This window comes from Halomonas sp. GXIMD04776, assembly GCF_049808615.1.
In the GTDB taxonomy this organism is placed as follows: Bacteria; Pseudomonadota; Gammaproteobacteria; order Pseudomonadales; family Halomonadaceae; genus Modicisalibacter.
This window is the reverse complement of the sequence record NZ_JBNCAN010000033.1, coordinates 23,207-41,194: the sequence shown is the minus strand read 5'-3', so window position 1 is coordinate 41,194 and position 17,988 is coordinate 23,207. Positions and strand designations below refer to the sequence as shown.

The 17,988-nt window shown below is 58.7% G+C and carries 17 protein-coding genes and 1 pseudogene; 12 read left to right on the top strand and 6 right to left on the bottom strand.

Annotated features, from left to right (window positions below; all coding sequences use genetic code 11):
• The first annotated feature begins 338 nt into the window (after window positions 1–338).
• From ACPF7Z_RS18095 to ACPF7Z_RS18085, 3 genes are all read left to right on the top strand, one after another.
• On the top strand, window positions 339–1,370 hold the full coding sequence (locus ACPF7Z_RS18095) for a Fe(3+) ABC transporter substrate-binding protein (protein WP_425194638.1): 1,032 nt from the start codon (window positions 339–341) through the stop codon (window positions 1,368–1,370).
• Between the two features lie 92 nt (window positions 1,371–1,462).
• Complete coding sequence (locus tag ACPF7Z_RS18090) at window positions 1,463–3,172, top strand: ABC transporter permease (protein ID WP_425194637.1); 1,710 nt, start codon at window positions 1,463–1,465, stop codon at window positions 3,170–3,172.
• 84 nt (window positions 3,173–3,256) lie between these two features.
• Window positions 3,257–3,619, top strand: a complete 363-nt coding sequence (locus ACPF7Z_RS18085) for a hypothetical protein (protein WP_425194636.1) — start codon at window positions 3,257–3,259, stop codon at window positions 3,617–3,619.
• 5 nt (window positions 3,620–3,624) lie between these two features.
• Here the strand turns inward: ACPF7Z_RS18085 and ACPF7Z_RS18080 are convergent, their stop codons facing one another.
• Window positions 3,625–4,104 (bottom strand): hypothetical protein, encoded by a 480-nt coding sequence (locus tag ACPF7Z_RS18080; RefSeq protein ID WP_425194635.1) that lies wholly within the window; start codon window positions 4,102–4,104, stop codon window positions 3,625–3,627.
• Window positions 4,101–4,958 carry a TatD family hydrolase gene (locus tag ACPF7Z_RS18075; protein WP_425194634.1) on the bottom strand — a complete coding sequence of 286 codons (858 nt, stop codon included), beginning with the start codon at window positions 4,956–4,958 and terminating at the stop codon, window positions 4,101–4,103. Before ACPF7Z_RS18075 ends, ACPF7Z_RS18080 begins: the two co-directional genes overlap by 4 nt.
• Window positions 4,959–5,071: 113 nt before the next feature.
• On the opposite strand from ACPF7Z_RS18075, the gene ACPF7Z_RS18070 reads away from it, so the two are divergent.
• Entirely contained in the window at window positions 5,072–7,015 is a 1,944-nt protein-coding gene (locus ACPF7Z_RS18070; protein ID WP_425194633.1) for an ATP-binding cassette domain-containing protein, read from the top strand.
• A gap of 70 nt (window positions 7,016–7,085) precedes the next feature.
• Here ACPF7Z_RS18070 and ACPF7Z_RS18065 read toward each other — a convergent pair whose 3' ends face one another.
• Window positions 7,086–7,541 carry a universal stress protein gene (locus ACPF7Z_RS18065; protein ID WP_425194632.1) on the bottom strand — a complete coding sequence of 152 codons (456 nt, stop codon included), beginning with the start codon at window positions 7,539–7,541 and terminating at the stop codon, window positions 7,086–7,088.
• Between the two features lie 93 nt (window positions 7,542–7,634).
• On the opposite strand from ACPF7Z_RS18065, the gene ACPF7Z_RS18060 reads away from it, so the two are divergent.
• Window positions 7,635–8,168, top strand: a complete 534-nt coding sequence (locus ACPF7Z_RS18060; protein WP_425194631.1) for a preprotein translocase subunit YajC — start codon at window positions 7,635–7,637, stop codon at window positions 8,166–8,168.
• 5 nt (window positions 8,169–8,173) lie between these two features.
• Here ACPF7Z_RS18060 and slyA read toward each other — a convergent pair whose 3' ends face one another.
• The 3 genes and pseudogenes from slyA to ACPF7Z_RS18045 all read right to left on the bottom strand — a co-directional run.
• On the bottom strand, window positions 8,174–8,620 hold the full coding sequence (slyA, locus tag ACPF7Z_RS18055; RefSeq protein WP_425194630.1) for a transcriptional regulator SlyA: 447 nt from the start codon (window positions 8,618–8,620) through the stop codon (window positions 8,174–8,176).
• A 95-nt stretch (window positions 8,621–8,715) separates the two neighbouring features.
• Window positions 8,716–9,006, bottom strand: a complete 291-nt coding sequence (locus tag ACPF7Z_RS18050; RefSeq protein WP_425194639.1) for a DUF2914 domain-containing protein — start codon at window positions 9,004–9,006, stop codon at window positions 8,716–8,718.
• A 51-nt stretch (window positions 9,007–9,057) separates the two neighbouring features.
• Window positions 9,058–9,843, bottom strand: a pseudogene (locus ACPF7Z_RS18045) (DUF5924 family protein); the annotation flags it as partial.
• 178 nt (window positions 9,844–10,021) lie between these two features.
• Here ACPF7Z_RS18045 and fadB point away from each other — a divergent pair.
• The 7 genes from fadB to pheS all read left to right on the top strand — a co-directional run bounded on the left by fadB (window position 10,022) and on the right by pheS (window position 17,988).
• Window positions 10,022–12,202, top strand: a complete 2,181-nt coding sequence (fadB, locus tag ACPF7Z_RS18040) for a fatty acid oxidation complex subunit alpha FadB (protein ID WP_425194629.1) — start codon at window positions 10,022–10,024, stop codon at window positions 12,200–12,202.
• 26 nt (window positions 12,203–12,228) lie between these two features.
• Window positions 12,229–13,407: an acetyl-CoA C-acyltransferase FadA gene (fadA, locus tag ACPF7Z_RS18035; RefSeq protein ID WP_425194628.1), complete on the top strand. Its 1,179-nt coding sequence runs from the start codon at window positions 12,229–12,231 to the stop codon at window positions 13,405–13,407.
• 282 nt (window positions 13,408–13,689) lie between these two features.
• Complete coding sequence (gene thrS, locus ACPF7Z_RS18030) at window positions 13,690–15,600, top strand: threonine--tRNA ligase (RefSeq protein ID WP_425194627.1); 1,911 nt, start codon at window positions 13,690–13,692, stop codon at window positions 15,598–15,600.
• On the top strand, window positions 15,551–16,159 hold the full coding sequence (gene infC, locus ACPF7Z_RS18025; RefSeq protein WP_425194626.1) for a translation initiation factor IF-3: 609 nt from the start codon (window positions 15,551–15,553) through the stop codon (window positions 16,157–16,159). Before thrS ends, infC begins: the two co-directional genes overlap by 50 nt.
• An 89-nt stretch (window positions 16,160–16,248) precedes the next feature.
• Entirely contained in the window at window positions 16,249–16,443 is a 195-nt protein-coding gene (rpmI, locus tag ACPF7Z_RS18020) for a 50S ribosomal protein L35 (protein WP_227369601.1), read from the top strand.
• Between the two features lie 37 nt (window positions 16,444–16,480).
• Window positions 16,481–16,834, top strand: a complete 354-nt coding sequence (gene rplT / locus ACPF7Z_RS18015) for a 50S ribosomal protein L20 (protein WP_425194625.1) — start codon at window positions 16,481–16,483, stop codon at window positions 16,832–16,834.
• 134 nt (window positions 16,835–16,968) lie between these two features.
• Window positions 16,969–17,988 carry a phenylalanine--tRNA ligase subunit alpha gene (gene pheS, locus ACPF7Z_RS18010; protein ID WP_425194624.1) on the top strand — a complete coding sequence of 340 codons (1,020 nt, stop codon included), beginning with the start codon at window positions 16,969–16,971 and terminating at the stop codon, window positions 17,986–17,988.

Genomic DNA, 17,988 nt, shown 5'->3' with positions numbered 1-17,988 from the left:
CGGTGGGCATGGTACATTTTGTCATGGCGGCTGATGCGGTTGATTCTGGTGTAGGAGCTTGAATTATAACCGATTTTCAGCCGCTTTTTTCATGCCCGATGCAATATCCGGGCTAGGGCGCAAGCTTTCCACGGCGCGCTACGGGCGTTCTATCACCATCGCCGATCCTTGAGCGAGGCAACCGACCTGGGGAAATCGTCTCTGGCGACGCCTTCGGCTGGATAATAATGTCGCAGCCGGAAATTAATGTGTCTGTAAGTGTTGTTGCGCAATGAAAGTATAAATAGAATGATTCTCAGTTATTATGCGAGCAACTCCTATAGATACAAGGAAACGCCATGTCCGCTTCTAAAAAACTTCTTGTGACCCTCCTGGCATCTTCAAGCGCCTTTGCAGGGAATGCGGCGATTGCCCAGGAAGATGCAGGGGAAGTCAATGTCTACTCCTACCGTCAGCCCTTCTTGATCGAACCGTTCCTCAAAGAGTTCACTGCCGAGACGGGTATCGAAACCAACATTATCTTTGGCGACCAGGGATTGACGGAGCGTCTCAAGCGAGAGGGGCGTAACTCCCCTGCGGATGTGGTGTTGACTGTGGATATTGGGCGTCTACAGGACTTGGTCGACCAGGGGGTGACTCAGCCCATTGAAGACGAGACCATCGAATCCGATATTCCCGAACAGTATTTCGGTGAAAACAACGAATGGGTGGGGCTGACCAGTCGCGCACGTATCTTCTTCACCAGCGTCGAGCGTATGGAGCCTGGCGAGATCGAGACCTATGAGGATCTCGCCGATCCGCGCTTCGAAGGGCGCATCTGCACTCGACCGTTCAACGACGCCTACAATGTCGCTTTGGTCGCCTCGATGATCGCCGAGCATGGCGAGGAAGAGACCAAGCAGTGGCTCGAGGATGTCAAGGAGAACCTGGCGCGCAAGCCTCAGGGCAACGACCGCGCTCAGGTCAAGGCGATTCGTGATGGCGTCTGCGACATTGCCATCGGCAACACCTACTACTACGGCAAGATGATGGAAAACGAGGAGCAGCGCTCCTGGGCCGAGGCTGCGCGTATCGAATTCCCCAATCAGGACGGTCGTGGCACCCACGTCAATATTTCCGGCATGGCACTGGCCAAGCATGCGCCTAACGAAGAAAACGCCTATGAATTGATGCGCTTTCTGACTGAGAAGACTGCCCAGTCGATGTACGCGGATGTCAACTACGAATACCCGCTCAATCCCGAGGTGGAACCTTCCGAGACCGTCGCTTCCTGGGGCGACTTCAAGGCCGACGATGTCTCGCTCGCTGAAGTTGCCTCTCTACGCCGTCGCGCCACGGAACTGATCAATGAGGTCGGCTTCGATGGCTAGACCTGCGTGAGCCGGTGGTCGTTACAATCGATGGAATGTTCAGGGCTGCCGGCATGTTCGGCAGCCTGTTTTGTTGTTAGGGGAGTCGTCGCATGAAGGGTACGGTGATCGCCACGGAGGAGTTCATCGAACGTCAGAGCACCGTCTCGTCGAAACGTATCGGTACCCACTGGGGCTGGTTCATCGCCGCCTGGTCGGTGGCGGCACTGGTGGTACTCCCGGTGTTGGCGGTTATCTTCCTGGCATTCACCGGCAGCGATGGCGGTGGCGGTGTCTGGGCGCACCTGGCTGAAACGGTGTTGCCGGGTTATATCGTGACCAGTCTCAAGCTGATGGTGGGGGTTGCACTGCTGACAGGCAGTATCGGTGTGATCACCGCTTGGTTGATCACGATGTATCAGTTTCCGTTACGCCGCTTCTACGAATGGGCACTGCTGCTGCCGTTTGCAGTGCCCGCCAATGTCATCGCCTATGTCTATACCGATGTGCTTGAGTATGCCGGCCCATTGCAGAACTGGCTGCGTGATCTATTTGGTTGGGAATCGCCCCGGGATTATTGGTTTCCGGAGATAAGAAGTCTCGGCGGTGCCGTGGTCATGCTCTCGCTGGTGCTCTATCCCTATGTGTTCATGCTGGCCCGTGCCGCGTTTCTTGAGCAGTCGGCGGCGTTGCGGGACGTTAGCCGTACCTTGGGGTGTAATGGTTTTCAGAGCTTCTGGCGCGTCGCGCTACCCTGCGCCAGACCTGCTATCGCCGTCGGCCTGGCGTTGACCTTGATGGAAGCACTCAACGACTTCGGTACCGTGGATTATTTTGCCGTACGCACCATGACCGCGGGTATCTTCAACGTCTGGTTGAACATGGGGAGCGTGCGCGGGGCCGCGCAGATTGCCTTGTGCTTGATGGTCTTCATCGTCGGATTGATCTGGATCGAGCGCCATGCTCGTCGGCGTCAGCGTCAATTCGGCAAGGGTGATCAATTCCGCTGTTATCGGCGTCCTCGCCTGGCGACGGGCTGGGGATGGCTTGCCTCCCTGGCCTGCTTTTTACCCTTCGGCCTGGGGTTCGTTTTTCCGGTAGGCGTGCTAACGCGCCATGCCATCGTCTATTTCGAACAGTCCTGGACCGATCGCTTTGTCGAATACGCCTTTAACAGCTTTACGCTGTCGACCAGCGCCGCGCTGCTGACGCTGATCATCGGCGTGCTGCTGGCCTATGCCAAGCGACTTGATCGCACGCGTTCCGTGCAACATGCCCTGAAACTCTCGAGTCTGGGTTACGCGATGCCCGGGGCGGTAATCGGTATTGGAGTGTTGATCCCGCTGGCCGGGTTCGATAACGCCGTCGATGCCTTCATGCGCGATAGCTTCGGCATCAGCACCGGATTGCTGCTGACCGGCTCCATGGCCGCCATCATCATCGCTTACGTGGTCAGGTTTCTGGCGGTCTCCGCCGGCGCCATCGAATCGAGCCTGGACAAGATCACGCCCTCGATGGACATGGCCTCGCGCTCGCTGGGGGAGAATACCCTGCGAACCCTTTGGCGCGTGCACTTGCCATTGATCCGTCCCGGGCTGTTGACTGCTGCTCTGGTGGTGTTCGTCGATGCCATGAAGGAACTGCCGGCGACGCTGTTACTGCGTCCGTTCAATTTCGATACCCTGGCGACCAATGTCTATCAATACGCCTCGGATTCGTTACTCGAAATGGCGGCCTTGCCGGCACTGGTCATCGTCGTCGTGGGGGTGCTTCCGGTCATCATCATTTCGCGCACCATCGTTGCGAGCCGCAATGAAGTGTGATTGCACAGGCTTGATTTTTCTCAGGGATGAGTCAAGGTAATAGTAGAATGTTTGCAGCAATGCATTTCGTCCAAGGAGGGAAATATGCTACATCGCATCGGTGCCATTCTTGCCATCCTGGCTTCGCTCTGGGCGCTTATCGCATCGGGAATTTCCCTTTATCTGGGTACCGACGTGGGGATGCAGAACGATCCTACGGAGCAGACCGTTGCCGGCCTGGGATGGCTGGAGGCAGGGGGCGCGCTGGTCGCCTTGATCGTGGCCGCCGTCACCTTGTTCGCCAAGAGCGCTTATATGGGGCTGGCCCTGGCGGTCATCGGTGTCATCGGCGTGGTCATTTCCAGCAGCAGTAACATCGCCTTCATGGCCACTGTGGCCATCGGCGGATTCATGGCCTTCATGGGTCGGCGCCATGCGCAGCGTCATCAGGGCAAGGAACTACCCTAGACAGGTCATGATGTCTCGCTAAGACGTTGGTGCAGGTACAGCATGACCTGCACCTCATGTTCAGGGCGCAGCGGCTCCAGCCCCAATTCACCAAACAGCTCATTGCGCGCCCGTGCCCAGTCGCCACCGTTCATGGCCGGATAGAGACTCTCCGCTGGCGCCAGTTCGACGAATGGATCGACACCGAAGTCATCGAACAGCCGTGACAAAGCCGCCTCGTCATCGCTCACTCCCGCCGTGTAAAGCGTGACGCTGTAGTGATCGCCTTCGAGTTCGCGAAGTACGTCCAGCGGACTGACGCCGAAGGTGCGCAACTCCTCGAGGCTGTAATCCCCCAGCTTGAGCAGCTCGTCATCCAACCAGTCATCATCGGGTTGAATGAGGGTGTGCTTGATCTGACCATCGGGCAGCGCCCAGGCGATGGCGAGAGGCAGCGCATCGTCCTCGCCGGTCTCGACGGCGATGAAGCCGGGGAAGTCTGTCATGGTGCTGTCTCCAGCCGAAAGAAGCGGCGCGCGGTTGCGGTGGTGGCGCGGGCCAGCTCGGTTTCATCGGTGCCGCGCCAGTGGGCGATCTCTTTGACGATCCAGGGCAGCAAGGCCGGCTCGTGGCGACGCCCCTTGAGTTTGGCGGGCAGGTTGCGCGGCAGCAGATACGGGCAGTCGGTTTCCACCATCAGTCGCTGCAGAGGAATGTCACCGAGCAGTTCGCGTAGATGATGGCCGCGTCGCTCATCGCATAACCAGCCGGTCAGGCCGATGTGCAGATCGAGATCCAGGTAGCCGTACAGGGTCTGGCGCTCGCCGGTGAAACAGTGCACCACGGCATCCGCGATATCGTCCCGCCAGGCACGCAGCATCTCCAGCATGCGCTGTCCCGCGTCCCGTTCGTGAATGAACAGGGGAAGTCCCGTTTCGGCGGCCAAGCCAAGCTGTGCCTCAAAGGCGCGCTCCTGGTCTGCGGGCGTAGAGAAGTTGCGATTGAAATCGAGCCCACACTCGCCCACGGCGACGGTCTCCGGCTGCTCGTGTAGATCCCGCATCCCCCGCGCAAGTGTTGAATCCCAGCGACTGGCATCGTGCGGATGCACCCCGGCAGTGGCGTACAGCCCTGGCGTTTGACGCGCCAGCTCCACGGCCTGTTCGGCATGTTCGAGATCGGTCCCGGTGAGAATGAGGGTCGTGACATTGGCGGCTCGCGCCCGTGCGATTACAGCATCGCGATCCTTCGCAAAGCTCTGGTGGGTCAGGTTGGCGCCGATATCCACTAATGCAGCCGGGGCGACGAATCGCAGCGCCTCAGGCAGGAAGTCGTCGGCGGTGTCGGGGGGCGAGGGCAAAACATGACTCCTTGCAGGTTGAGCAAGGTAGTGTAACGCGTCAGAGCGGGCCACAGTAGACAGGTCATGCGTTACACTAGGCAATCTGAAATGTTGGTGAGCGAGGTAGGCGCGTGACGTTGTTACGTCTGGAACAGTTGCAATTGGCCTATGGCCCGCAGGTGCTGCTCGATGGCGCCGATCTGGTGCTGGAGAGAGGAGAGCGTCTAGCGCTGGTGGGCCGCAATGGTACTGGAAAGTCCACCCTTCTGGGGCTTGTGGCCGGAAACAACCAACCGGACGGCGGGTCCATCTGGCGTGCGCCAGGCTTGCGTATCGGCGTGCTGGAACAGGATCTACCGGCCGCCAGCGGCATGACCATCTTCGATGTGGTGGCTCAAGGGCTGCCCCAGGCAGGCTCGCTTCTGGCGGAATATCATCATCTGATCCAGGCACAGGATCCGGACATGGACCGGATGGCGCAATTGCAGACGCGGCTCGAGGCCATCGACGGTTGGTCGTTCCATCAGCGCATCGATACCGTGCTCACCAAGCTAGGCTTGCCCGCCGATGGCGCCATGAACGATCTGTCCGGCGGTTGGCGTCGTCGAGTAGCGTTGGCCCGCGCGCTGGTGTCAGAACCGGATTTGCTGCTGCTCGACGAACCGACCAACCACCTGGATCTGGATACCATCACCTGGCTCGAGGAGCAATTGATCGCGTTTTCCGGCGCGGTGCTGTTCATCACCCACGATAGGGCGTTTCTCTCGCGTTTGGCGACGGGCATTCTCGAGCTCGATCGTGGCAAGCTGGGGCGTTATCCCGGCAATTACGCCAAATATCAAGAACAAAAAGCCCACGAGCTCGAAGTCGAGGCTCGTGAGAACGCCGAATTCGACAAGAAGCTGGCCCAGGAAGAGGCCTGGATACGACAAGGCATCAAGGCACGGCGTACCCGTAATGAGGGCAGAGTTCGCGCCCTGCAGAAAATGCGCTCGGAGCGCTCCCAGCGTCGCGAGCGTCAAGGGCGCGCAGCGATCAACGTCGATTCCGGTGAACGTAGCGGCAAGCGCGTCGTCGAGTTAAGTGGCGTGAGCCAGCGCTTCGGCGACGACTGGGTGATCCGTGACCTGAATCTGGAAATACAGCGCGGTGATCGAGTCGGCTTGATTGGACGTAATGGTGCCGGCAAGACCACGCTGCTCAAGATTCTCCTGGGCGAACTCGCGCCAAGCGAGGGCAGGGTGCGTCTGGGGACCAACATGAAGGTGGCGTATTTCGACCAGCTGCGCGCTGGGCTCGAGCCTGAAAAGACCGTCTACGACAACGTCGCCCAGGGCAGCGATCGGGTCAGCGTTGGCGGCAAGGACAAACATGTCATCAGCTATCTGCAGGATTTCCTGTTCACCCCGGAGCGGGCGCGCCAGCCGGTCAAGGCGCTGTCCGGCGGTGAGTCGAATCGTTTGCTGCTGGCCAAGCTGTTTACTCAACCGGCCAACGTGCTGGTGCTCGATGAGCCGACCAACGATCTGGATGTCGAAACCCTGGAACTGCTCGAGGAATTACTGCTCGATTTCGACGGCACCCTGCTCCTGGTCTCCCACGACCGCGAATTCATGGATAACGTCGTTACCGAGGTGCTGGCCTTCGAGGGCGAGGGCAAGGTGCGAGAATATGTGGGGGGTTACAGTGACTGGGTGCGTCAAGGGGGAAAACTGCCGCCCGCACCTTGGGATTTTGATGCCCGAGGGGTATCGAAGCAGGCCAAGAGAAGTGCTGGCGATGAGATAAATCCCGGGACCTCGACTGCGACCACTGAGCCCACTAAGAAAAAGGGCAACAAACTTTCTTATAAAGTACAGCGTGAACTGGATAACCTACCGGTGACCATTGAAACCCTCGAGGCCGAGATTGCCGCCTTTGAAGCACAAGTGGGCGATCCGGGGTTCTATCAGCAGGACGGTGCCGAGGTGACCCGCGTATTGGAAGCCTTGTCCGCAAAGCAGGCCGAATTGGATGGTGCCATGGAGCGCTGGATGGAACTGGAAGCGCTGGCCAGTGGTGACACCAACGCATGATGATCAGTTGACCAAGAAAACGGCCGCCTGTCAGGCGGCCGATGAGGGAAAGTGCCGTTTGCTTCAACGTCTATTCGTCGGTCTCGCCATCCTTGCCAACACGCACCGCCAGCACGTCGCACTGGGCGCCATGAAGAACGCCGGTGGACGTAGAGCCGAGTAGCAGCGCGAAGCCGTGACGTCCGTGAGATCCGACCACGATCAGGTCGACGTCGTACTCCCGGGAAAAACGGTGAATCTCGGTATCGGGCATGCCGACCACAACGTGTTGATCATCGCGTGGAACGTCATAGGGATCGGCGATCTCCGCCAGGCGCTGTTTGGCATGATCGTCCAGCTGGTCCTGGATACTGGTCAGGTCCATGGGAATGTCGCCACCATAGGCGAAACCCAAGGGTTCCAGCGTGTGAATGATGGATAGTTTGGCCTGGTTGCGTCGCGCGATGGGGATGGCGCGTTCCAGTACCCTGTGAGAATCCTTGGTCAGATCCACTGCAACCAGTACGTGACGGTATTCATTGCTCATGACGCGTCTTCCTCTACCGCAGATTGAATATCTTCACTTTAGGCCGTGCGTAAAGCACACACAACTGATTCATATCAACTTTAGGGTGCTTAGATGACGTTATGGCTGGTCATGCTGGTCGCCATGCTGGCGATTCTCTCGCCAATGATGTGGTTGCGCCCATCGCGGCGCGATCGACGCCTGGGGCAGTTGCGCGAGCACGCGCGAAAGGCGGGGGTCACGGTGAAATTCGGCAAACCACCCTTGCATCATCCCCCGGCCGGGCTGGTCAGCTATCGCTGGCTCTATTCGCAGGATGGCCCCGGGCCCTATTTCGTGCTGGTGCGAGAGGAATATGCCAGCGACATGTTGAAGCCTGTCGCCGAGGATCGAAAGGAATGGCGCTGGCGTATCGAGCCGCTCAGACCCTTCTCCGAGAAGGTCCGAGACGACCTGGAACAAATGCTTGAGAAACTTCCCGAGGATGCTCTGGTACTCGAATCGGAGCGGCGCTATCTGACGCTCTGGTGGGGCGAATCCCAGAGCGCGGAGGTATTTGACACCACTCATACCGCTCTAGTGGCTATGTGCGAGGCACTGGGCAAACAGGGCGAGGACAGCGCCACGGCCGAAAACAGGCCATATTGAGAACGTCAGACGTCAGTGGCTAATCGAGTCTGTATGCGCAAGCCGTTTTTCTCGATGCGGGTCAGCACGTCTTCGAAGAGCGCTATCTCTTCCTCGGTGATACCGCTGAGCATTTCGCCACGCGCCTCGGTCACGATAGCGTCGATGCGCTCCAGTAGCGGATCGGCCTTGCTGGTGAGGAAGATACGCTTGGTGCGGCGATCGTCGTTGCAGGGCCGGCGTTCGATCAGGCCTTGCTCGGTGAGCTGGTCGAGTGTGCGTACCAGAGAGGGCGCTTCGACCCCGATGGCTCGGGCCAGATCGCACTGTGCCTGACCACCTCCCATCTGCCATAGGTGATAGAGCGTTACCCAGCGGGTCTGGGTCAGGCCCAAGGGTGCCAGGCGTTCATCGAGCACGGCACGCCACAGTCGGGGGACGCGGGAGAGTTTGAATCCGATACTTTCAGACATAACAGGCATCGTCGCTATCACTTCGCAGGCTAATAAGGAGATTGTCCAAGTCTTGTAAGTCCATTGCAAGTGCAATAAAAGTGAGGCAATAAACGCTAAGAGGACCCTTGCAACAAGCGGCTGATATTCAGCCCGGGGATCCCGCCGGGGGCGCGGACAGTGCCATCGGCTTGCATGGCGTTTTGTGCCTCTTCCGCTACGTTGAAGCGAAGTACGCCGATACGTTGACCGGTGTTGGTCATGACGTCGATACGCCAGTCCCCCTGGGTGTTCTCAGGGAAGTGTTGCTTATGAGTCCAGGCACGATAACCCTTGCCGCGACCACCATGAATCACCAGCGGAATGCGATCGATGAGTTCACCTTCATGGCGCCACTCATGATAAATCTTCTCGCGCAGGCCGCGGGGGGCGCGAATCGCGGTATACGCATAGAGTCCATTGTGCTCGAGGGCGTTGGCGGTGAGTGCTATTTCGCCCCGCGGTTCACGCGCCTCGGTATCGAAGCTCGGCGACAGAGCCGAACCGGTTAGCCACAAGGTTGCGGGCGGTACCCAGGCACGGCTGAACCAGGCTGCTCCGGCCAGTACCAGAATCAATCCGAGCATGGCAAGCCAGCGCACCATTCCGCGAGGACGAAGCAGATGAATCAGGCTGGGCACGCTGAAGAACGCGGCGGCTAGCACCGCGAGCAGAAAGCTTTCGCCGGTGGTTAGCTGCAGCATGATAGGAAGCGTCACCAGCACCACTAGAAATACACACTGGGCGTGAAAGATGAAATATAGCCAGCGGTGGCGCTCTGCCAGTCGAAAGTAGAGCGGGTCGAGAATCGATAATATCGCGCAGCCGATCATCAGTATTGTGAACACCGCCTGACCACTGGACCAGACGGTGGTGGCGAGCACGAAAGGGAGAGTGAAGAACAGAGTCTCCTAGTGAATCATCTGCGCAATGAAGGAGGTCACTCCGCCGGGTAGAAGCGTGGAGCCTCGCCGTGCAAGAAAGCGTCCGATCAGGTTCTCCGAAATGAGTAACACCCAGGCCACCAGTAGGCCCAAGGCGAGAAAAGCGCCTAGGGATTGTTGGCGATCCACCAGAAAGAAGCTCAGCGCCCCCATCACGAAGGCCAAGGGAGGCCATAGCCATGCATAGGGACGCAGGCGCTCTATCCAGCGCTCGGCGCGCTGATGCAGCGTGATCCAGCGAGAGGAGGCGTCGGTGGTCATGGTAGGGCTATGCTCGAATCATGAAGTGTCATGCAGCGGCATCTTATCAGCTATACCTTTCGTCTAGGCGACGAATAAGCGTCTCTGCTTGACGCAGACGTCGCACTGACGCAAGCTGGCTGCATTCAAACGGTTGTATGAAATCTTTCTCTGCCCAACTCCTCGTGGAGATTTCTCGATGATCTATCAAGGCAACGCTCTGTCTGTGGCAAATAATGGTGACGGCATCGCCATCATGACCCTCGATCTGCAGGGCGAGTCCATCAACAAGCTGTCCAGCGCCGTTATTCGAGAGCTGCAGGACGCGGTAAAAAACATCCAGGCGGACAAGAATTTGCGTGGATTGATGATTGCCAGCGCCAAGGATGCGTTCATTGTCGGCGCCGACATCACCGAATTCCATGGCATGTTCGCCAAGGACGAGGCGTTCCTGGTCAACATGAATCAGGAAGTTCACGCCCTGTTCAATGCTATCGAAGATCTGCCGTTTCCTACCGTTACCGCCATCAACGGTCTTGCGCTGGGGGGCGGCTGCGAGTTGACGCTGACCACCGATTTTCGCGTGATGGCGGAGAAGGCCCAGATCGGCTTGCCGGAAACCAAGCTGGGGATTCTGCCGGGTTGGGGTGGCTGCGTGCGTCTACCGCGCCTGGCCGGTGCCGACAACGCCATCGAATGGATCGCCGGCGGTACCCAGAATAAAGCGAATGCGGCCCTCAAGAACGGGGTTGTCGATGCGGTGGTGCCGGTGGAGCGCCTGGAGGCGGCCGCCCTGGATATTCTCTCCCGGGCCAACGCCGGTGAATTGAACTACCAGGCACGCCGCGAAGAGAAGAAGGCGCCGCTCAGGCTCAACGCCATCGAGCAGATGATGGCCTTCGAGACCGCCAAGGGCTATGTGGCCGGAAAGGCCGGGCCGCATTATCCGGCACCGATCGAGGCGATCAAGGTGATTCAAAAGGGCGCCGGCGAAGGTCGCGAGCGCGCCCAGGCCATCGAGGCCAAGGCTTTCGCCAAGCTGGCCAAGACCGACGTCTGTTTCAATCTGGTGGGGCTGTTCCTCAATGATCAACTGGTCAAGAAGAAAGGCAGTCAATACGAGAAGCAGTCGGCGGCGGTCGAGCAGACTGCGGTGCTAGGGGCCGGCATCATGGGGGGTGGCATCGCTTATCAGAGTGCCTACAAGGGCACCCCGATTCTGATGAAGGACATCAAGGAAGAAGCGATCGAACTGGGCCTTAAAGAAGCGCGAAAACTGCTCTCCAAACAGGTCGAGCGCGGCAAGTTGAGCACCGACAAGATGGCCGAGGCGCTGAGCAACATTCGCCCGACGCTCTCCTACGGCGACTTCAGCGAGGTCGATCTGGTGGTCGAGGCGGTGGTCGAGAACCCCAAGATCAAGAGCGCGGTGCTCAGCGAAGTCGAGGAACAGGTGGGTGACAACACCATCTTGACCTCCAACACCTCGACCATCTCGATCACCCAGTTGGCGCAGAGCCTGAAGCGCCCGGAAAACTTCTGCGGCATGCACTTCTTCAACCCGGTGCACAGAATGCCGCTGGTCGAAGTCATTCGCGGTGAGAAGAGCAGCGACGCGGCGATCGCCGCCACCGTGGCCTACGCCCGCAAGATGGGCAAGACGCCGATCGTGGTCAACGACTGCCCAGGCTTTCTGGTCAATCGCGTGTTATTTCCCTACTTCGGCGGTTTCAGTCTGCTGGTCGAGCAGGGGGCCGATTTCGAGCGCGTCGACAAGGTCATGGAGAAGTTCGGCTGGCCGATGGGCCCGGCCTATCTGCTCGACGTGGTCGGCATGGACACCGCGGTGCACGCCAACGAGGTGATGGCGGAAGGCTTCCCCGAGCGTATGGCGAGAGATGGCAAGACGGCCATTCAGACGATGTATGAGAATGACCGGCTGGGTCAGAAGAACGGCAAGGGCTTCTATGGCTACGAAGAGGACCGCAAGGGCAAGCCGAAGAAGGTTTCCGACGATCAGGCCCATGATCTGGTCAAGCAGGTCGTGGCCGGTAATCAGGAGTTCAGCGATGACGACATCATCGCGAGAATGATGGTGCCGTTGTGTCTGGAAGCCGTGCGTTGCCTGGAGGACGACATCGTCGGCACGCCTGCCGAAGCGGATATGGCGCTGATCTATGGCATCGGCTTCCCGCCGTTCCGCGGTGGCGCGCTGCGCTATATCGATGCCATGGGTGTGGCCGAGTTTGTCGAACTCGCCGACAAGCTGAGCGCCGAGCTAGGGCCGCTCTATGCGCCGACGGACAAGCTGCGCGAAATGGCTGATAAAGGCGAATGCTTCTACGCCAACGACGCTCAGTCCACACAAACCCAGGCATAAACCACCACGCATTTAGGAGAGTTGCAATGAGTCTGAACCCAAGAGATATCGTGGTGGTCGACGCCGTGCGTACCGCCATGGCCAAGGCCAAGCAAGGCGCCTTTCGCAATGTGCGTGCCGAGAATCTTTCCGCGGCGGTCATGCAGGCATTGTTCGAGCGCAATGCCGATCTCGATCCAGCTGAAGTCGATGACGTGATCTGGGGTTGCGTCAACCAGACCTTGGAGCAGGCCATGAACATCGCGCGGAATGCGGCGGTCATGACCGGCATCCCGCATACCGTACCGGCACAGACCGTCAACCGTCTGTGTGGCTCGTCGATGAGTGCTCTGCACATCGCGAGTGCCAACATCAAGGCCGGCATGGGCGACTTCTACGTTATCGGCGGTGTCGAGCACATGGAGCATGTCCCCATGGACCATGGGGTCGATGTCAATCCGGCCGCCAGCAAGCATGTCGCCAAGGCGGCGATGATGATGGGGCTGACTGCGGAGCTGCTGGGCAAAATGCACGGCATTTCCCGCGAAGACCAGGACGCCTTCGGTGTGCGCTCGCATCAGCGTGCCCTGGCGGCCAACGAGAAAGGCTATTTCGATAACGAGATCATCGGTGTAGAAGGGCATGACGCTGAGGGTTTCCGTCAACTCTTCACCCGCGACGAGGTAATACGAGCCGATGCCAATCTGGAAGACATGGCCAAGCTCAAGCCGGTGTTCGACCCGCGCAGCGGCACCGTGACGGCGGCGACGTCTTCCGCGCTATCCGTCGGCGCGTCGGCCATGGCGGTGATGAGCTACGAGCGTGCCCAGGCCCTAGGACTGACGCCCATCGCCAAGGTCGTTTCCACCGGGGTGGCGGGCTGCGATCCCTCGATCATGGGCTATGGGCCGGTGCCGGCTTCCCAGAAGGCGCTCAAGACTGCGGGCTTGACCATCGACGATATTCAGAGCATCGAGTTGAACGAGGCCTTCGCCGCCCAGTCATTGGCGGTGCTCAAGGACCTGAAGCTGCGCGAGCGCATGGACGACGCGGTCAATCTCAATGGCGGCGCCATCGCCCTGGGGCACCCGCTGGGCTGTTCCGGGGCGCGTATCTGCACCACGCTGCTCAACGTCATGCAGCAGCAGGACACCACTCTGGGGCTGGCGACCATGTGCATCGGCATGGGCCAGGGGGTGGCGACGGTCTTCGAACGTCTCAAGTAATAGAAGCGGCATACCTGCAGGTGGCATGTCGGATAGACGGGTGCAGTGCTGACTGACGCTATCATTGGGTCGTTCTTGGGAGGGCTTGTCGATGCAAACCCTCCTTCTGTATCGATTGCTATTGGCCTGCTCATTTAATTGAAGAGGGTGTGGACTGAGACTGTCGCAAACTGCTAATGTTTTGCCCTCCGTATTTCATTGCCTACGGGCAATAGTTCACCATTCTCCTGCGATATGTGGTCCCTGGTATGGATCACCACTGCGCTAAAGGACGCTTTTTTCATGCCCATCGTGACTCTGCCGGATGGCAGCCAAAGAACCTTCGAAGAACCTCTGACAATCATGCAGCTGGCCGAGTCCATCGGCCCCGGGTTAGCAAAAGCCTGTGTTGGCGGCAAGATCAATGGCGTGGCGGTCGATGCCGCAGATCTGATCGATCATGACGCCGAGGTGGCCATCCTCACCGCAAGGGACGCCGAAGGTCTCGACATCATTCGCCACTCCTGTGCTCACTTGATCGGGCACGCGGTCAAGCAACTTTATCCCGAGGCCAAGATGGCGATCGGGCCGGTGATCGAGGATGGCTTCTATTACGACATCGACTTCGGGCGCTCCGTGACCCCCGAGGATCTCGCCGCGATCGAGCAACGCATGAAACAGCTGATCGACAGCGGCTACGATGTGGTGCGCGAATACGCCGATCGTGACAAGGCCATGCTGACCTTTCTCCATCGCGATGAGCCTTATAAGCAGGAGATCGTGCGCGGCATCCCCGAAGGCGAGACCATCCGCCTGTATCATCATGAAGAATATATTGACATGTGCCGCGGGCCCCATGTGCCCAACACCCGGCACCTCAAGGCATTCAAACTGACCAAACTGGCGGGGGCCTATTGGCGTGGCGATGCCGATAACCCCATGCTCACGCGTATCTATGGGACGGCATGGCCGGACAACAAGCAGCTCAAGGCTTATCTCAAGCGTCTCGAAGAGGCCGAGAAGCGCGATCATCGCAAGCTGGCCAAGCGTATGGATCTATTCCATCTTCAGGAAGAAGCGCCGGGCATGGTCTTCTGGCATCCCAATGGCTGGATTATCTATCAGGCCCTAGAGCAGTACATGCGGCGTGTTCAGCGCGAGCATGGCTATCAGGAGATCAAGACGCCCCAGGTGATCGATCTATCGCTGTGGAAGAAATCCGGTCACTGGGGGCACTATTCCGAGCTGATGTTCGTCACCGAATCGGAGAAGCGGGATTTTGCAGTCAAGCCAATGAATTGCCCGGGCCATGTGCAGGTCTTCAATCAGGGTCTCAAAAGCTATCGCGATCTGCCTCTGCGTCTGGCGGAATTCGGTAGCTGTCATCGCAACGAGCCATCCGGATCGCTGCACGGGCTGATGCGGGTGCGGGCGTTTACCCAGGACGACGCGCACATCTTCTGTACCGAGGCGCAAATTCAAGCCGAAGCGGAAGCCTTCATTGCATTGACGTTGCAGGTCTATCGCGACCTGGGATTCGAGGATGTCGAGCTTAAATTGTCCACGCGGCCCGAATCCTACGTCGGTGAACCGGAAAACTGGGAGCGAGCCGAGAAAGGGTTGGCCCAGGCACTGGATGCCTCGGGCCTTGAATGGGAGCTGCTCCCCGGCGAGGGGGCCTTCTACGGTCCCAAGATCGAATTCTCTCTTCGCGACTGTCTCAACCGCGTCTGGCAATGTGGTACCCTGCAGCTCGACTTCAACCTGCCGGGTCGTCTCGGGGCGCAATATGTCGATGAAAACGGTGCCCGCAAGACCCCGGTCATGCTGCATCGTGCGATTTTGGGATCCTTCGAGCGCTTCCTGGGTATCCTGATCGAGCATTACGCGGGCGCATTGCCTTTGTGGCTCGCACCTCAGCAAGCAGTCGTGTTGACCATCACCGATGCTCAGCGCGATTATGCCGTCGAACTCGAGCAGCGATTGCAGAAAATCGGGCTTCGCGTCAAGGCGGACTTGAGGAACGAGAAGATCGGCTTTAAAATCCGTGAACATACGTTGCAGAAGGTCCCGTACCTGCTAGTAGTAGGGGACAAGGAAATAGAGTCCGACTCAGTGGCTGTTCGTACCCGTAGCGGCGAAGATCTGGGCACCTTGCAGGTGGATGAATTCATTGCCCGCCTCGAGGCCGAGCGGGACGGTTCACAACGTTAACCGGAACGGAGACTTAACGATCAAGCGGAATACTCAGCGTGGGCGTACCCAAGACAAGCGCCCCCCAATGAACGACCGTATCCAGGAAGACGAAGTTCGTCTGATCGAAAGCGATGGCGAACAAATCGGTGTCGTGCCAACCAGCGAAGCGCTGGCACGTGCCGAGGCGTCGGGGTTGGATCTCGTACAGATATCCAATGCCGATCCCATCGTCTGCAAGATCATGGATTATGGTAAGTTTCTTTTCGAGCAGAAGAAGCAAAAAGCCGCTCAGAAGAAGAAAACCAAGCAGATTCAGGTCAAGGAAGTGAAATTCCGGCCTGGCACCGACGAAGGTGACTATCAGGTGAAGCTCAAGAACTTGATACGATTCCTCGAAGGTGGCGACAAGGGCAAGGTCACGCTGCGTTTTCGCGGTCGTGAAATGGCGCACCAGGATATCGGTCGCAGACTGATGGAGCGGATCGCGTCGGATCTTGAAGAACTGGCGGCGGTTGAATCCTTCCCTAAGATGGAAGGGCGTCAGATGGTCATGATCCTTGCCCCCAAGAAGAAGTGATCCGCCGGCAAGTCAACGAATGGTCGCGGTAGCAATGCCTCGGCCATTGGCCACGGATTTTCTAAAGAACCCGAGTGGAGTGTTCCCTCATGCCGAAGATCAAGAGTAACAGTGGCGCTGCCAAGCGCTTCAGGAAGACGGCCAATGGCTTCAAGCACAAGCAGTCTTTTCGTAGTCATATCCTGACCAAGAAGTCCACCAAGCGTAAGCGTCAGCTGCGCGGCACCAAGCTGATCCATGATGCCGACAAGGCATTGATTCAGCGCATGCTGCCCAATCTGTAACGCCCTCGGTCGAATTTCGTAACGTCAGGAGAATGCTATGAGTCGTGTCAAGCGTGGCGTCGTTGCTCGTCGCCGCCACAAGAAGATCATGAAGCAGGCCAAGGGTTACTACGGTGCCCGGTCTCGCGTATTCCGTGTCGCCAAGCAAGCGGTGATCAAGGCGGGTCAGTACGCCTATCGCGACCGCCGTCAGCGCAAGCGTCAGTTCCGTGCACTGTGGATCGCGCGTATCAACGCAGCGGCGCGGCAGAACGGCCTATCCTACAGCCGCTTCATCGCCGGCCTCAAGCAGGCGGGCATCGAGATCGATCGCAAGGTGCTTGCCGATCTTGCCGTCCATGAAAAGGCGACCTTTGCTGCTATCGTCGAGAAGGCCAAGGCTGCCAAGTGAACGATGAGCGCGGTTGCTTCAGCTAACCGTACTCGTTGTGAACGTTCCAGGGGAAGAGCGGCTGCTCTTCCCCTGTTTTTTTGGATCGCGTTTCGCTGATGCATCCTGCGATACACACATTATTGGAGTAATGGATGGAGCATCTTCCCTCTCTGGTTGCCGAGGCTCGCGCCGCTATCGCCAAGGCCGAGGACGTTTCCACGCTGGATGCCGTGCGTGTCGAGTATCTAGGCAAGAAAGGCGAAATAACGACTCTGCTCAAGGGGTTGGGCAAGCTGCCGGCGGAACAGAGGCCCCAGGCGGGAGAACAGATCAATCAGGCCAAGCAGCAACTTGGCGGTGAAATCGAGGCACGCAAACACGAGCTCGGGCAGGCGGCGCTCAATGCCCGGCTGGCCAGCGAACGTCTTGATGTGACGCTACCGGGCCGTGGTCAGTCCAGCGGTGGGCTGCACCCCGTGACGCGCACCCTGGAGCGAATCGAGGGCCTGTTCACGCGTATCGGCTTCGATGTCGCCGTGGGGCCGGAGATCGAGGATGATTATCACAATTTCGAGGCCCTCAATATTCCCGTGCATCATCCGGCCCGGGGCATGGCGGATACCTTCTACTTCGATGCCACTCGGCTGCTGCGTACCCATACCTCGCCGGTGCAGGTGCGGACCATGAAGTCCCAGGCACCACCGATTCGTATCGTCTGTCCCGGCCGCGTCTATCGCAGTGACTCGGATTTGACCCATACGCCGATGTTCCATCAGGTCGAAGGGTTGTTGATCGACGAGGATGTCAGCTTCGCCGATCTCAAGGGCACCATCGAAGACTTCCTGCACGCCTTTTTCGAACGCGATGATCTTTCGGTGCGCTTTCGGCCATCCTACTTTCCATTCACCGAGCCATCCGCCGAGGTCGATATCCAGTGCGTGATGTGTGGTGGCGACGGTTGCAGGGTATGTTCCCATAGCGGCTGGCTGGAGGTGATGGGATGCGGCATGGTGCATCCCGAAGTGTTTCGGCATTCCGGCATCGACGCCGAACGCTATACCGGATTTGCCTTCGGCATGGGAGCCGAGCGTCTGGCCATGTTGCGTTATGGCGTCAATGATCTGCGGTTGTTTTTCGACAATGATCTGCGCTTTCTGCGCCAATTTGCTTGA

Coding starts and splice junctions, on each gene's coding strand:
- ACPF7Z_RS18095 (WP_425194638.1), top strand. CDS start 339: ATGTCCGCTTCTAAAAAACTTCTTGTGACCCTCCTGGCATCTTCAAGC.
- ACPF7Z_RS18090 (WP_425194637.1), top strand. CDS start 1,463: ATGAAGGGTACGGTGATCGCCACGGAGGAGTTCATCGAACGTCAGAGC.
- ACPF7Z_RS18085 (WP_425194636.1), top strand. CDS start 3,257: ATGCTACATCGCATCGGTGCCATTCTTGCCATCCTGGCTTCGCTCTGG.
- ACPF7Z_RS18080 (WP_425194635.1), bottom strand. CDS start 4,104: ATGACAGACTTCCCCGGCTTCATCGCCGTCGAGACCGGCGAGGACGAT.
- ACPF7Z_RS18065 (WP_425194632.1), bottom strand. CDS start 7,541: ATGAGCAATGAATACCGTCACGTACTGGTTGCAGTGGATCTGACCAAG.
- ACPF7Z_RS18060 (WP_425194631.1), top strand. CDS start 7,635: ATGACGTTATGGCTGGTCATGCTGGTCGCCATGCTGGCGATTCTCTCG.
- slyA (WP_425194630.1), bottom strand. CDS start 8,620: ATGTCTGAAAGTATCGGATTCAAACTCTCCCGCGTCCCCCGACTGTGG.
- fadB (WP_425194629.1), top strand. CDS start 10,022: ATGATCTATCAAGGCAACGCTCTGTCTGTGGCAAATAATGGTGACGGC.
- fadA (WP_425194628.1), top strand. CDS start 12,229: ATGAGTCTGAACCCAAGAGATATCGTGGTGGTCGACGCCGTGCGTACC.
- thrS (WP_425194627.1), top strand. CDS start 13,690: ATGCCCATCGTGACTCTGCCGGATGGCAGCCAAAGAACCTTCGAAGAA.
- infC (WP_425194626.1), top strand. CDS start 15,551: ATGAATTCATTGCCCGCCTCGAGGCCGAGCGGGACGGTTCACAACGTT.
- rpmI (WP_227369601.1), top strand. CDS start 16,249: ATGCCGAAGATCAAGAGTAACAGTGGCGCTGCCAAGCGCTTCAGGAAG.
- rplT (WP_425194625.1), top strand. CDS start 16,481: ATGAGTCGTGTCAAGCGTGGCGTCGTTGCTCGTCGCCGCCACAAGAAG.
- pheS (WP_425194624.1), top strand. CDS start 16,969: ATGGAGCATCTTCCCTCTCTGGTTGCCGAGGCTCGCGCCGCTATCGCC.